This is a genomic window from Elusimicrobiales bacterium, from assembly GCA_041651175.1.
In the GTDB taxonomy this organism is placed as follows: Bacteria; Elusimicrobiota; Elusimicrobia; order Elusimicrobiales; family Elusimicrobiaceae; genus JAQTYB01.
Map to the genome: position 1 here is coordinate 1 of JBAZJT010000005.1, position 14,774 is coordinate 14,774.

Annotated in this window: 15 protein-coding genes; 3 read left to right on the forward strand and 12 right to left on the reverse strand. The window is 57.6% G+C overall.

Annotated elements, in window-relative coordinates:
* Window positions 1-328: 328 nt before the first annotated feature.
* The 10 genes from WC421_04020 to WC421_04065 form a co-directional block, all read right to left on the reverse strand.
* Complete coding sequence (locus WC421_04020) at window positions 329-1,501, reverse strand: hypothetical protein (GenBank protein ID MFA5161393.1); 1,173 nt, start codon at window positions 1,499-1,501, stop codon at window positions 329-331.
* Window positions 1,495-1,617: a hypothetical protein gene (locus WC421_04025; GenBank protein ID MFA5161394.1), complete on the reverse strand. Its 123-nt coding sequence runs from the start codon at window positions 1,615-1,617 to the stop codon at window positions 1,495-1,497. The genes WC421_04020 and WC421_04025 overlap by 7 nt, the downstream gene beginning before the upstream one ends.
* Complete coding sequence (locus tag WC421_04030) at window positions 1,614-1,916, reverse strand: nucleotidyltransferase family protein (GenBank protein ID MFA5161395.1); 303 nt, start codon at window positions 1,914-1,916, stop codon at window positions 1,614-1,616. The genes WC421_04025 and WC421_04030 overlap by 4 nt, the downstream gene beginning before the upstream one ends.
* 400 nt (window positions 1,917-2,316) lie before the next feature.
* Entirely contained in the window at window positions 2,317-2,832 is a 516-nt protein-coding gene (lepB, locus tag WC421_04035; GenBank protein ID MFA5161396.1) for a signal peptidase I, read from the reverse strand.
* A gap of 11 nt (window positions 2,833-2,843) precedes the next feature.
* Window positions 2,844-4,163, reverse strand: a complete 1,320-nt coding sequence (locus WC421_04040) for a GspE/PulE family protein (protein ID MFA5161397.1) — start codon at window positions 4,161-4,163, stop codon at window positions 2,844-2,846.
* Window positions 4,164-4,191: 28 nt separating this feature from the next.
* Window positions 4,192-4,569: a response regulator gene (locus tag WC421_04045; protein ID MFA5161398.1), complete on the reverse strand. Its 378-nt coding sequence runs from the start codon at window positions 4,567-4,569 to the stop codon at window positions 4,192-4,194.
* A gap of 107 nt (window positions 4,570-4,676) precedes the next feature.
* Window positions 4,677-5,237, reverse strand: coding sequence for a nitroreductase family protein (locus WC421_04050; GenBank protein ID MFA5161399.1), 561 nt, complete (start codon window positions 5,235-5,237; stop codon window positions 4,677-4,679).
* Window positions 5,234-8,380: an efflux RND transporter permease subunit gene (locus tag WC421_04055; protein MFA5161400.1), complete on the reverse strand. Its 3,147-nt coding sequence runs from the start codon at window positions 8,378-8,380 to the stop codon at window positions 5,234-5,236. Before WC421_04055 ends, WC421_04050 begins: the two co-directional genes overlap by 4 nt.
* Window positions 8,377-9,624 (reverse strand): TolC family protein, encoded by a 1,248-nt coding sequence (locus WC421_04060; protein ID MFA5161401.1) that lies wholly within the window; start codon window positions 9,622-9,624, stop codon window positions 8,377-8,379. The genes WC421_04055 and WC421_04060 overlap by 4 nt, the downstream gene beginning before the upstream one ends.
* Complete coding sequence (locus WC421_04065; protein ID MFA5161402.1) at window positions 9,621-10,214, reverse strand: TetR/AcrR family transcriptional regulator; 594 nt, start codon at window positions 10,212-10,214, stop codon at window positions 9,621-9,623. Before WC421_04065 ends, WC421_04060 begins: the two co-directional genes overlap by 4 nt.
* 82 nt (window positions 10,215-10,296) lie before the next feature.
* Between WC421_04065 and WC421_04070 the strand changes: the two genes are divergently transcribed.
* On the forward strand, window positions 10,297-10,680 hold the full coding sequence (locus WC421_04070; GenBank protein MFA5161403.1) for an OsmC family protein: 384 nt from the start codon (window positions 10,297-10,299) through the stop codon (window positions 10,678-10,680).
* Here the strand turns inward: WC421_04070 and WC421_04075 are convergent.
* Window positions 10,664-11,113 (reverse strand): hypothetical protein, encoded by a 450-nt coding sequence (locus WC421_04075; protein MFA5161404.1) that lies wholly within the window; start codon window positions 11,111-11,113, stop codon window positions 10,664-10,666. The two genes, WC421_04070 and WC421_04075, sit on opposite strands and share 17 nt — an antisense overlap.
* Window positions 11,114-11,152: 39 nt before the next feature.
* On the opposite strand from WC421_04075, the gene WC421_04080 reads away from it, so the two are divergent.
* Complete coding sequence (locus tag WC421_04080) at window positions 11,153-12,385, forward strand: M20 family metallo-hydrolase (GenBank protein ID MFA5161405.1); 1,233 nt, start codon at window positions 11,153-11,155, stop codon at window positions 12,383-12,385.
* 157 nt (window positions 12,386-12,542) lie between these two features.
* Window positions 12,543-13,346, forward strand: a complete 804-nt coding sequence (locus tag WC421_04085) for a hypothetical protein (GenBank protein ID MFA5161406.1) — start codon at window positions 12,543-12,545, stop codon at window positions 13,344-13,346.
* Here the strand turns inward: WC421_04085 and WC421_04090 are convergent.
* A complete protein-coding gene (locus tag WC421_04090; protein ID MFA5161407.1) occupies window positions 13,343-14,758 on the reverse strand; it encodes a cellulase family glycosylhydrolase in 1,416 nt (471 codons plus the stop codon). The genes WC421_04085 and WC421_04090 overlap by 4 nt on opposite strands.
* Window positions 14,759-14,774 lie beyond the last annotated feature (16 nt).

Genomic DNA, 14,774 nt, shown 5'->3' on the forward strand with positions numbered 1-14,774 from the left:
TGGAGTATGCGCCGGAACACGGAGAAAGAAAGAAGCAGTTATTGAGAATGGACGCGGAACAACAGCAGCTTTACAACATTATCCGTCAATAACCACTGGGTGTCCCGTTGGCGAAGTCAGGAGGCGATTCCCCCGAATCCGCCGCCGGACAAGTGAACTCGTAACAAGGGAATTTTTTTATCTGCGGAAATCCGCGTAAATGCATCCGTGTGACAAGGAAATCCTAAAACAGCTTAAGCAGGGCAAAGCCCCGAAGGAAGTTGCCTATGAGATGGACTTAACATCGGTGTGTGTGGTCTATGATATCATGAGATGGGAAAAAACAGATTTACGGAATAAAACCTGATGGAATGCATGAAGAATCAATAATATAAATCGATCTGGAAATAGCCTTTGGAATTTTTGTTTCGAAATCTCTATGCAACACACAAAAAGAACCTTCAGCCTGTGCTATCCCTTCAGAATCGATTTTTAACATTTGCCCGCGAGACACCAATACCCCACCTATGCCATACCCATTACGCCGATAATATGCTGTAAGCAACGAAGCAGCGGACAATGCATCATTGTAAGGTTGTAATTGCGAATTGAACTGCGCATCCTTATACCCCAAATAAATAAGGCCATGCAAACTAGGCACAATATTTGCTCTATCCAGCGATGTTTCACCAATAGAAAAATTGGTACTAGTCATATCAACAGAAATGATGCACGGGTCATAGCTAGGTGATGCCGCTGGGGCAACCTTTTTTACTTTTTCTTTTATAGCATCTACTACCAAGTCCCGCTCTGACTTTATGGCAAGGGGTTCCTTCCTTGTCGCTTCAATATAGTATTTATTACCACCCCCGGCATCGAATTCTATATCTGGAGCTTTTGCTTGTCCAGCAGCAGACCCAAGAAGCTTTGGGGTATACCCGGCTAAAAGCAGTTGGCTGGAGACACCAAACATATGATGCAAATCTAATATCGTTTTCACGGAAGGATTTTGTATAAACACTGCATCCAACTCGTTACGAAAATTCTTTTCGATATTCGCACGTTTGGCCTTGAAGATGGCGGCCCCAATATCTCCGATAACCATGCCGAGTATAAGCTTATGCTGCGTCAGCCATATACCCATATCCCAATGCTCTGAGAGTGTCTTAAGACAATGTCCAAATGGAAGATATATGGGAGATGTCGCAGAATTGTGCCAACTTGTTGTTAATTGGCTCCAATCAGCCAAAAAAGATGGCTGCTGTTTTAAGCCGCCTTTATCTAAATAACCCCAAGCTTTTTTCAAATTTTTTCCAATTATTACTGGGTCAAACGTAGTATAGGAATGGTCGACCAATGAAACAAATTTACGCGCCCACGATGCGACACGAACACCGTTTTCTCGTTCATCGTAAAGTATCTGGTTTAAAAAACGGACTCCGGCAAAATAATAATCAATTGCAGGCTGTCTAGGATTACTTTTGAGAAGTTGATAATTTGCGCTAGGCATGACTTCTACCACAATACGGTTTTATCATCCCTGCTGAATTCGGAGCCGTTCATTTTGCGGGTATAGCGGCGGATTTTGGCTATTGCCGCGCGGATGTCGTCTAAATAAAGCTTTGTGTCCCGCGTCATGCTATGTATCTGACCTCACCAAGGACGGAGCGTCGCGCTGCCGGTTTAAGCGCGGCGGAGGTGGACAGGTCCACCCTGCGTTTCAGAACGGATTTTATATAGCTATTCGTGCGCGCGAAATGGAACAGCCCCACCGGAACGGAAAAAGACACCAGTATGTCAATATCGCTTTTCGCCGTCTGGCTGCCGCGCGCGAATGAGCCGAAAACGCCTATTCGTTTAACATGATACCTGGCGCGCAAAATGTCCATCCGCGCGCGAAGCGCGGTTTCCACATCCGCATAATTTCGGCTTGCCATGACAAATTCTTTATAGCATTTTGCAGCGGATTATCCCAACGCCGTATTGCCGCTTCGCGGATAAATCCGCGAATTGCCACGCGGATTGTAACGGGGCGGAGTTGTTAATCTGCGTCAATCTGCGTAATCTGCGGGTTATCTGCGGTGAAATGCTGTTTCGTCAGAGAACCCGCTTGATGGTTTCTGCGGGCGGGGGAACTGAAAGCATGGGCCACACGCGGCAACGCCGGTTTTGCTTTTTCCGCCGCGCAAGCTGCGCCCGTTTGCTCATTCAACGTTGACGCGGCTGCGGTTAAACGCAGATAACCAGCAGATTACGCATATTTCCGCAGATAAATCGGAATTTCCCTGATAGAACAGCAACCATTGAGGGAGGGGATTTCTGCTGTCCAACTGCAGGTTAATACTCCCGGTAGGGGCCGCGCAGTTTGCCGGTTATGCGGCCCAAGGGGAGAAATATTATCCGCTCGCCGCGGTCGTTTTTCCAGGTCGCGCCGTCAAGGGAGGCGTCCCTGTTGTCGCCCAGCACGAATACGCTGTCCGGCGGCACGGCAACTGCGGGCATGTCGTCGCCGGCAAGACGCTCGTTCAGGCGGATGTGCTGGGCATACGGCTCGTATAGCTCCTTCCCGTTGAGGAAAACTTTTTTCGCTTTTATCTCCACCGTGTCCCCGCCCACGGCTATCACCCGCTTGACGGATTCATGCCCGGCCACTTCCGGCAGGTAAAACGACACTATCTCGCCCCGGCGGGGCGGGCGCAGCCGCAGGGTTACCTTGTCCAGGAAGAAATCGGCGCCGGTGTGCAGGGTGGGCTCCATGGAGCCGCTGGCGATATAGATGGTCTCAAAAACAAACAACCGCGCGGCCAGCGCCGCAAGCGCGGCGCAGGCGGCTATCGCGGCAAGCCTTTTCATGGGGGGGAAAATCAGAAAGTCTCGTCTACAACCTTGGCGATTTCTTCCACAGTGGTCATACCGTCATGGCATTTTTCCAGCCCGTCCAAAAGCAGCGTTTTCATGCCGGTGGAAAGCGCGCATTTGCGCATTTCGGCCACGTCCACGCTGCCTTTGGCGACTATGAAGTTGCGCATAAGGTCGTTGGGGATAAGCAGTTCAAAAAGCCCAGTGCGGCTTCTGTAGCCGCTGTTATGGCAGGCGGGGCAGCCGCGCCCCTTCACGAAGCGCCCGCCGGGACGGTTTATTATCTCCATCACGGCTTTGGTATAGACCGGGTCGTTGCGCTTTAGCAGTGTGTGTATCAGATTGATGTCCGGCGGCACGGGCTGGGCGCAGTCCGGGCAGACCTTGCGCACCAGCCGCTGCGACAGCACGCCGATAAGCGAACTGGCGATGATATACGATTCTATCCCCATGCCCAGCAGCCGGTGGATTACCCCCGTGGTAGAGGAGGCATGCACCGTGGAAAATATCAGATGCCCGGTCATCGCCGCGCGGAAGGCGATTTCCGCCGTCTCGTTGTCGCGGATTTCGCCCAGCATGACCACGTTGGGGTCCTGGCGCAGTATGGTGCGCAGCCCCTCGGCGAAAGTAAATCCGGTTTTGACGTTTATCTGCGAATGGCACACGCGCGGAAGAACGTATTCCACCGGGTCTTCCAGCGTCATTATGTTGATTTCCTCGTTGCGGCGGGCATTGAGAATGGAGCAAAGCGAGGTGGTTTTTCCGCAGCCGGTAAGCCCGCCGACTATGAACATGCCGCTGGGCGCGTAGGTAAGCGCGCGCACCCTGGTGAGCATGTCCGGCATAAAACCCAGCGCGTTGAGATTGAGCGTGTTCTGGCCCATGTCCAGCACGCGCAGCACGAGCTTTTCGCCGAATATGGTCGGAAAAGAGGAAAGCCGGAACTGCACCAGATGCCCGTCCACGTTGACCTGGAATCTGCCGTCTTCCGGCGTATATGTGGTGGTGGCCTGGGGGGAGAAATCCGCCATCACGCGGATGCGCGCGGTTATGGGAAACTCGCGCTTGGGGTAGACCAGCATGTCCTTTAGCTGGCCGTCCAGCCGGAAACGGAGGTTTACCACCGTGTCGGAAGGGTCAAAATGCACGTCGCTTACGCCTTCCTTGACGGCATAGCCCAGAATCAGGGCTGCCAGCCTTGCGGCAAGCTCGTTGACGTCTATGCTGCCACGCTGCTGCACCACGGAGGAGAACAGCTTCACCAGCGACGGATCGCCGGAAATTCTGACACCCTGCTGTTCAACCGCCCTGCTTCCGAATGACATAAGCATCCTCCGCCACCGCCGCGAAATGCTATCTCAGAGCCTGTTCTATGCGGCGGATAAGCTCGCTGGTGGTTACCGGTTTGGCTATGAAACTGCGCCCCGCTATGGTGCCGCCGGCAGCGCTGACCTGCCCCTTGTCGGCCAGCGCGGTAAGGAATATGACCGGAATGCGGTCCGTGTCCGGGGTTTCCAGCAGCTTTTCGGCCACATCGGAACCCTCCATGTGGGGCATCATCAAATCCAGAAGTATCAAATCGGGCTTGTACGAGTGAGCGCGCACGATGCCGTCCCGGGGATCGGTGGCGAAATCAACTTCGTAGATGCCGGTGCTTTCCAGATTGAGCTTGACCAGCCGGCAGAGCGTTTCCTCGTCGTCTATCATCAGTATTTTCTTTTTGGTCTGCATAAACCGTCCCGCGGCGGAAAATTGCCATAACGCCAGGCACGCCCGCCCGCCTGTACTATATTAGGAAATATGTCGGCGGATTTCCACATGGTTTCAACGTTTGCCGGTCAGTCTATGTAGCTCACGACTCCCTCCCTTCTCGGCAGCGGTTTGGGATGCGCCGCGGCTTTGTAGCCCAGCGTTACGAAATAATCCGGCTCATAGCCCGCGGGCAGTTGCAGCCTTGCCGCCAGGTCCGCGCCTTCCGGGGTTTTCAGCACATACCGCGCCAGGCCTATCCAGCAGGAGCCTATGTCCAGACTCTCTGCGGCGAGCAGCATGTTCTGTATGGCCGCGCACACGTCGGCCTGCGGGCTTACCGCGTCTTTTCTGTATGAAACCGCTATCACCGCCGGGGCATTGTAAAACACATGGAACTCCGGGTTTTTGCCCATGGCGGACATCCAGTCCTGCGGCTGCTTCGCCATCCATTCCTTTGTCCTGGAGCTGAGGAGGTCTATAAGCGCCCTGTTGCGGATGACGGTGAAATGCCAGGGCTGGTCGTTATGCCCGCTGGGGGCATAGGCCGCGGCCTCCAGTATGGCGTCAAGATGCTCTTTTATGAGCGGCTCCGTCTTGTATTTCCTGACGCTGCGGCGGTTTTTGATGTTCTCAATGACCGGGTTCATTTTTGTCCTCCGGCGGGAAGTTCGCCAAGCTCCGCCAGCGCCTCTTTAAGCGCGGCATCATGCTTATGGCCCTCAAGCCCGGAAAGCAGGCTGTAAACGCAGGGCACCACAAGCAGGGTAAGCAGCGTTGAAAGTATCACGCCGCCGATGACTACAATGGCCATCGGGATGCGCGTTTCCGCCCCGGCGCCAAGCCCCAGCGCGGGGGGGAGGGCGGCGGTTACGGTGGCGACCGATGTCATAAGTATGGGCCGCAGCCGGATGGGGCAGGCCTCCAGCAGCGCGGCGCGCACATCCATGCCCTCCCGCCTTTTCAGGTTTGTGAAATCCACAAGCAGTATGGAGTTTTTCTTGACTATGCCCATGAGCAGTATTATGCCTATCATGCTGTATATGTTAAGCGTCCGCCCGGATATCGCCAGCGCCAGAAACGCGCCCGTAACGCTGAAAGGCAGCGCCATCAGCACCGTTACCGGATGGAGAAAGCTGTTGAACTGCGACGCCAGCACCATATACGCCACGAAAATCCCCAAAGCCAGCGCGACAGCCAGGCTGTCAAACGATTCCCTGAAAGTGGCCGAGCTGCCGGACATCACGGCGCGGTAGCCGTCCGGCAAAATCTGTCCGGCTATTTTTTCAACTTCGGACAGCGCCTCCGCCTGCGAAGACCCGGGCGCGGGATTGGCGTAAATTGAAATCGCGCGCTCCCTGTTCCTGCGTGATATGGACTGGAGCGAGGGCTTTGTTTCTATGTGAACGACGTCGGAAAGCCGTATGACCTCTCCGTGATTGTTGCGCACCCAGATTTTCTTTATATCCTGGGCGTTTTCGCGGTTCTTGTCCATGACGCGCAGCCGTATGTCGTAGCGCTTGCCGTTTTTGGTGAACTTGCCCACCCGCACGCCGCCCACCATGGCATTGACCGAATCCGCTATGGAGGCGATGCTTACGCCGCGCGCCGCCGCCTTCTCGCGGTCGGGGATGACGCGGGCCTCCGGCATTCCTTCCAGATAATCCGTATCCACATCCAGCATTTTGCCGGAGGCGGTCATCCGGTCCATGAACTGCCGGCTGAAACCGGCCAGCCTGTTCCAGTCGGGGCCGCGTATGGTGAACTCCACCGGAAAACCGCGCTGCGCCGTGAAACCCGCAAGCGAGGGGTCCTGTATCACTGCGCGCTGCATTCCGGGGATTTTTGAGATATCCTTGCGCGCAAGGCGCATCAAATCCTGCTGTGTGGGCCTTTTGCCGCCGGGCGAAAGCGGCTCGCGCCGGTCATAGGGTTTGACGTTAAGCATAAGCGCGCCGGTGTTGACCTGGCTGCCGCCGGGCCCGCCGCCGGCAGTGGCCAGATAGCTGTCCGCAAACTGCCGCTTCATAACCCATTGCTGCACGCGCTGCAAAACGCCGGCGGTGTAATCCAGCGAGGAGCCTATCGGCGTCTGTATCCTGACCATGAACCGGCTCTGGTCCTGCGGCGGCACAAATTCCTTTTTGATTTTGGACAGCGCGGTAAGCGAACCGGCGAATATCAGCGTGGTTGTCAGGACCACCTTCCAGCGGTGATTAAGCGCCGCCGTCAGAACCGCGCGGTAGCCGCCGCGCAGCAGGGAAAGGAGCCCGTCCGTCCGCCTGGCCAGCCAGGAGGAGCGCTCCGTCTCCAGAAACTGCGAGCAGCGCATAGGCGTCAGCGTCAGCGCCTCCAGCAGGGAAAGCATCACGGCCGCCGTCATCGTAACCCCGAACTGGTAGAAAAATTTGCCTATTATCCCCTGCATGAATATAACCGGCACGAATATCGCCAGAATGGCTATGGACGCGGCCACCGCCGCCGAGGTGATTTCCCGCGATCCCAGTATGGCCGAGCGCACCCTTCCCTGTCCCATCTCGTTGTGGCGGACTATATTTTCCAGCACCATGATGGCGTCGTCCACCACAATGCCTATGGCAAGCGACAGGCCCAGCATCGTGAAGGTGTTGATGGTGAACCCCATGAAATACAGCACTATGAACGCGCCCACTATGGAGGTGGGTATGGCAAGAAGCACGTTCAGGGTGGAGGTCCAGGAGCCCAGAAACAGCCAGCACACAAGAGATGTCAGTATCGCCGAGAGTATGAGGGTGAATGTAAGCTCATGCGTTGAATCCTCTATAAAACGGGTGGAGTCGTTTAGCACCTGTATTTTCATTCCGGCGGGGAGGGTTTTCTGCACCTCGGCCAGTCTGGCCTTCACCGCGCGCGCCACGGCCACCGCATTGGAGCCGCGCTGCTTGAGTATTCCCATTCCCACCGCCGGCGTGTCGCCCCAGGAGCGCGCGACGCGCCGTATATCGTTGAGGCCGTCCTCCACCTGCGCAACGTCCTTTATGCGGAAAGTCTTCCAGATCGGCGCGCCGCTGCGCGAGGGGATGACTATATCGGCAAACTCCTGCGGCGTGGCGGCCTCGCCCATGACGCGCACGTTCACCTCGCGCTTGTCGGGGGTGTCTATGTAGCCGGCGGGGGTTTCCTGATGCTCAAGCGAGACGGCGGCTATTATGTCGCTGACGGTAAGCTGGCGCTGGTCCATCTTGTCGGCGTCGGCCCAGATGCGCAGGTTGGGGTCAATGTAACCGCCCATGTTCACGTCGCCCACGCCGGCCACGGTGGTTATCTGGTCCTTGAGATAATCGCTGGTATAGGCCATCAGGTCTTTAAGCGGCCTGTTGCCGGTAAGGGCCACCCAGAGTATCGGCTGGTCCTCCGGGTTGGTTTTGGTTACGACGGGGGGGTCCATCTCGTGCGGGAGATTTTTCTGCGCCTGCGAAAGCTTGGACTGCACCTCCTGCATGGCCACGTCTATATCGCGATCCAGGTTGAACTCTATGGTAACCGACGCCTGCCCCTGCCGCGAAACCGATGAAACTTCCTTTATTCCCTGTATACCCATCACCGCGTCTTCAACGATGTCCACCACCTGGGTTTCCATCACCTCGGGCGCGGCGCCTTCCAGAGTGAGCGAGACGTTTATGACGGGGAAATCCACATCCGGCAGCTGGCTTATGCCCATGCGGCCAAAACCGATTGCGCCGAAGGCGATCAGCCCTATCATCAGCATCCACGCGAACACGTGGTTTTTTATGGAGACGTCGGACAGCGTCATTTCATTCCTGCGGCCACTTCAAGCCGGATTTTGGCAAGCACGGCGGCGGCCTTGGCGGCTTCAAGCTGCAGCCGCGTATCCTCCGCCGAAGACTGGGCGCTCAGGACATCCAGATTTGTAACCAGGCCCAGCCGGTAATCGTCCTCCTGCGCCTTGCTGTTGGCCCTGGCTGCGGAGAATGCGGCCTCCAGCGCGCGCGCCTGATGCAGCGCGGACGCCAGCCCGTCATAGGCGGACTGCACGTCGGTATACGCCTGCCGCATGGCCAGCGTAAGCCCCAGCCGCGCAGAACGCGCCGCGGACTGCGCCGCTTTAACCTGCGCGTCAACGGAACCGGCCAGATACAAAGGCAGGGAAAACGAAAAAGCCGCGTCCCAGTACACATGCTCGGCGGAGCCGGAGGGCCGCTCCAGATAATAGTTGGCGTCCACAGCGGCGGACGGCAGCTTCTGGCGGGACTGGCTGTCGGCAAAAATATCCGCCGCCTCTATGTTCCTGCGCTGCTGCTCCGCGTCCGGGCGCAGGACGCAGGCCGCCAGATAGGGTTTTATGTCCGCATGCTCCGGCTGGGGCATGGACTGGACTTTCGCGTCCGACTCCAGCCCGGTCAGGAAGCGGAACGTCCACTGGTAAACGCGCGCGCTGCCAAGCGCCTGGGCCAGCTGCGCCTCGTTTAGCGCAAGCTGGGACCGCGCCGCCATGACCTCGCTGGCGCGGGAACGGCCTATCTTTTCCCGCGCGGAAAGCTCCGTTATCCGGGAACGGGTTAACTCAATCTGCGCGCGCCGTATCTCCAGTTCCTGCGCGGAAAACAGCAAATTCATGTACGCCTGGGCCGTGTCCTGATAAAGAAGCTGCCTGGCCCGCTCGTATGCCTGCCTGGCCGCGCCTGCCTGCGTTTTGGCGGACTTGACGGACAGCATGTCGCGCATCCCCGAATAAAGCGCATGATGCAGGTTGAATCCGTACTGCGGCTTGGTGGAAGCCATGGGGCCGCTCACATCCGCCGCGCCCGGAGTGTCCTGCCATATCTGCGTGCCGAACAGCGAGACACGGGGGCGCAGATTGGCCTCCATCTCGGCTATTTTCGCTTCCAGCCCGGCGGCGGTCTCGCCCTGCTGCGCCAGCGTTTCGCTTCTTGCCAGCGACATTGAAAATGCCTGCTCCAGCGACAGCGCCTCCCCGTCCGCGGCGAAAGCCGCGCCGGAGAGGCATATAAAAACCGACGCGAAAAAGACCCTCATCTTTTATTCCTCATGCCGTCCAGAAAAAGCGCTATTATCCTGTCCACGCGGTATTTCAGCGAAAGCCGCCTGCCTGTGATGATGCGGTGCATTGTCCCGCTGCGACACAGGCCGAACAGAAGCGAGGCCTCGTAGCGCGCGTCGCGGGATTTTACAAGCCCGCCCGCGGCGCATAATTTGATGATGCGCGTCATCCTGTCCAGATTGGCCGAAATCCTGCCCGCGAAACGCCCGTAACACTTGAAATTCGTCAGCTTGCCGCTGGCCAGCGCGGCGGTGAAATCCCGGTTGCTGTCAAAATGCCCGACGACGGTTTCCACCGTGCAGCGCAGCAGCTCCTCCGGAGGAAGCCCGGCGGCGCACAACTCGCCCAGCCTGCCGCCCAGCTCCTCGTAAAGGCTTTCAAACACGGCAAGCACAAGCTCGTCCTTGTTCTCGAAATAAAGAAACAGCGTGCCTTTGGCTATTTTGGCCCCGCGGGCGACCTCGTCAAGCTGCACGTCGCCAAAGCCGCGCCTTACCATAAGCCGCCGCGCCGCGGCCAGTATGGCCCCGCGCTTTGCGGTCTTGATGACTGACCGGTTAGTCATAATTTCATTATACCACGGCTTTGCGCCGTTGCGGAAAATGGTATCATGGCCCTGTTTCCGGCAAACCGCTGGAGGTGCTGTCATGGAACTGGAACTGAGCTTTCCCGGAGGAAAACAGGTGTCCGCCCGAGTGAGAGGGCATAGCATACTTTCCGACCAGCCGCAGGACAATGGCGGGCAGGACGCGGCCCCCACTCCGCTGGAGCTGTTTGCCGCCTCGCTGGCCAGCTGCTCTTCGCTGTATGCCGTGGCCTTTTTGCAGAGAAAGGGCATAGACACAACCGGAGTATCGGCGCGGGCCACGGCGGTCCGCGACGAACAGACCCATCTTATAACCAAATTCACACTGGAGTTCTCGCTGCCCCCCGGATTTTCGGAGGAGCTTAAGGCCCAGATGGTGCGGGCCGCCCAGGGCTGCCTCGTGGCAAAACATTTCGAGAAGCCGCCGGTTATTGAGGTGAAGTAACCATCTTGTCGCGCGAGAAACCGGACAGCAGCCGGAAAGTCAGGAAATAAAAACAGGGGTGCAGCAGCTTGCCGTCCGGCTGGCGGCGGTTGCCCATCTGGTCCATCGCCAGGTGCAGTCCGGCCCCTATAAGGATTCCGTGCGACACCGGCTCCGCCGGCAGGCGCAGCAGCGCCAGCGCCGCCCCCGCGATGTACAACTCATAGGAATGCAGCAGCAGGGTAACCCGTTTCCAGCGCGCGTCGTCGCACCAGGAAAAAAAGCCGGAGAGGCTTATTTTCTCGCCGGAAAACGCCAGGAAGTCGGCTATGTGGTCCACATCCCAGAATATGCCGCTTGCAAGGCAGGAGACGGCCAGCGGCGCGGATTTGGTCCACATGTAAATCCCGCCGGCGGCGGCTGCGGACGCTGCCGCGTGATAAGATGTTTTCATGCCGGGATTTAATATACAATTTTTGCCAGAGGTGCATTTATGGAAAAACAGCTTTTCGCGAAAATAGATTCCTTCACCGAGTACGCGGCGGAGCTTCAGTCCGGGCTTACCGCCATCCCCGCGGTCTCGCCGGATTCCGGCGGGGAGGGGGAACTCGCCAAGACCGAATACCTTGAGAGGGAAATCAGAAAACTTAAATTTGACGAGTTCCTGCGCGTGGACGCGCCGGACCCGCGCGCCAAAGGCGGCGTGCGCCCCAATCTCATAGCCCGCTACAGGGGCCAAAGCTCCGCCAGAACCATCTGGATAATGGCGCATACCGACATAGTGCCTCCGGGCGAGCTGTCGCTGTGGAGCGGCGACCCCTACACCATGCGCCGCGAAGGCGACAAAATAACCGGACGCGGCGTGGAGGACAACCAGCAGGCGATAGTCTCCGCCGTGGTGCTGGCGCGCGCGATGATGGAGCTTGGCCTCCGCCCCGCCTGCGACCTGGCGCTGCTGTTTAACGCCGACGAGGAAACCAGCAGCAAATACGGCGTGGAATACGTCCTCAAAACAAGGCCGGAGCTTTTCGGCAAAAACGACGTTTTCATAGTTCCCGACGCCGGCGCGCCGGACAGCAGCCTGGTGGAAGTGGCCGAAAAATCCATACTCTGGCTCAAGATAAAAACCACGGGAAAGCAATGCCACGCCTCCACCCCGGACGCGGGCATAAACGCCTTCGCAGCGGGCAGCGAAATGGCGTTCAGGCTAAGCTCGCTCTACCGCAAATTCAATGGCAAGGACAAGCTGTTCGCCCCCAAATGTAGCACTTTCGAGCCGACCAAAAAAGAAGCCAACGTCCCCAACGTAAACACCATCCCCGGCGACGACGTCTTCTATCTGGACTGCCGCGTCCTGCCGGAATACGATCTGGACAAGGTGCTGGCCGAAATCCGCCGCATAGCCGACTCCGTGGAAAAGCGGCGCGGAGTCGCCATCTCGATGGAAACGGTGCAGCGCTCGCAGGCCGCGCCCGCCACGCCGCCGGACTGCGAAATAGCCAAGCTTGTGGTGGAAGGCGTCAAAAAAGTCCACGGCGCAAAGCCCAGGCCCACCGGCATAGGCGGCGGCACGGTAGCCGCGCCGCTGCGCCGGCTGGGATTTCATGTGGTGGTTTACTCAAGGCTGGTGGAGAACGCGCACATGCCGGACGAGTACAGCCTTCTCTCCAACCTGCTGGGCGACGCGAAGGTTTTCGCCCATGCGGCGCTGCACATTCAGCCGTAACACGCCGTCCGCGTTCCGCGCGCGAAATCACTGCGCTTTCCTGCACTGGCATGGGCCTTCCGGCCCATGCGGGGAAAGCCGCTTTGCGCATAAAATATTAAACAGGCTTGCGCCCGCCACGCTTCCCTTGCGAAATGCGTTCTACGGAGAAGGGTTGATGGCTGTCCTCATAAAAAAAACAATAGCGCTGTTCATGGTCTCCGTTTTTTTTCTGCCGGAGGCATTTCCCAGCGACAAATTCCGCTGCAAGGCCCCTTCCACAACCGTCCCGGACAGCGCGAAATCGCTGCGGGATGAACTGAACAGACGCTGGTATGACAGCAAACTGCCTGATTTTCTGGAAAAGCGAAGAAATGAGGAGGCAGTTTTCGCCGGGCCGGAGCTTCCCGCGGAAGAGTATCGCGGCATTTTGCAATCCGACGGCGCAAAACCCGCCGGAAAAATCTCGGAACTGATTGATGCGCGGAAATACTCGTCGCTGCAGCATCAGATGCAAGCAAAATGGCTTGCCGCCGTGCTGCGCGAGGGCCGATTGCTGCCAAGATCGGGAAGCTACTGGAACAACAGCGAGGGCGACTCCCTGCCGGGGGTATATCTTGAACTGCACCGGCATGACGCCCCGAAACCTTTCGCCTGGGGCGACGTGGAGCTGCGCTTTGATTTCTCGCTCCTTGACCGCGGAGATTATCTTATAAACCCTTTCTGGGATTACGGGACATACACTCCGCTGTCGGCAAGCCCGGCGGCCAGCCCCGGCAGAACAGCCTATTATATACAGCATTACCTGCTGCAAAAAGACGAGAATGAGATTGTTTTCACAAATCCCGTGCCGCTTGAAAAGCTTCTAATAATCGTGGTGCCGGCGGGCAGGCGCAAACAGATATTGCAGGTATTGGAAAAAGAGAATATCAGATGTCCCCGCGCCGGCGGATGGGCGGCCATGATTGAAGAGCGCAACTAATATTTCTGAAGCAGGTTCAGGAACTGCCGGTCCAGCTTGTGGCCTTCAAAATCCTCGTAATGCACATCGGAACGGTTGCTGTCCAGTATTCCAAAATCGCCGCGGAACTGCCACAGTGCCCAGCCCCAGCCTGCATCCTGCCAGTTGGCAAGGGAATCTTCCGCCCAGCGCAAAACGACATCATGAGGGGTTTTGCTGATGACTCCCCATTCGCCCACCATCACGCCCACCCCCTGCCGCTGCGCCTCCACCCAGGGCGCTACGCATTTCACCCAAAGCCGGTTGCGCCCGTCGTTTTTAAGCCCGGTAAACGGCGGGTGGCGGCCTGGCTTGTAACCGAAAGGCCGGGGTTTACGCGCTGGATTAAGATCCATTTCAATGACATCCTCTGCCGCGCCTGCGCGGGAAAAACCCATCTCGCTTATCTCCAGCCAGCCGGAAACCGCGCGCAGCCGCACATGCCCGGCTCCGGCTGGGATTGACGCGCGGCAGTCCCGTCCAAAACTGCCAGCGGCAAATGTGCCGGACCAGAGCGTTTTGCCGTCCGCAGATATTTCCAGTTCCGCGCCCGGCGACCCGTTGAGGACATGCAGCCGCAAACCAGTAACCGCTTCAAAAGGACCGTTCACTATGCCGGGACGCGCCGGCGCCAGGCGTCCGGACGGCTTATCGCACAGTGGCCACGAAGGCGTAAAAATATGCTTCCACTTCGTGGTATACTGCGTCAGGTTATGAGGATAATAGCCGCGCGTCGACTGCGCCACGTTGGGCAGAGAGGCCAGTTCCGGCACAGGGATGGTGCCGTATTGAAGTCCGTCGGAGATTATCAGGCGGTCCGGATCTTCCTTATGTATGGCCGCCTCCAGCAGGGACGCCACTTTTATATACGGGCCCGGCTTCACGCCAGCAGGCTCGTTAAGGAGATTGAAAGACAGCCTGTTTGAGGGAATGCCCTTATAGCGTTTTGCGAACATCACCCACTGCAGCGCGCAAAGCCGCTGCGCCTGAGTATCGGTCCACAGGCTGGCGGGCTCCGGCGGCTCCGCCACGGTATAGCCGGGCGCGCGATGAAGGTTGAGGCACACATGTATGCAATACTTCCGGCCCCATTCAATCGCCTGGTCTATTTCTTTAAGCTGCGCCTCGTCGAACTTTTCCGGGTCGCCGTCTTTCAGAAACACGCGGTAATCTATCGGCAGGCGCACAAAATTGAAACCGAGCTTTGATATAAGGCGGAAATCCTCTTCCGAATAAGGCCCGCGCCACATCAGGATATGGAGTTTGTCGGTGAGATTGAACCCACGCCAGCGCGGCAGATGCCGCGCGGTTGGAACGGGAAGCGAACAGGAATTTTCCGCAACAGCCGGTTGTTGAAATATCAGCGCAAGCGCAATCAGGGCCGCCGTTCTCATTGCCGTATTTTAGCAT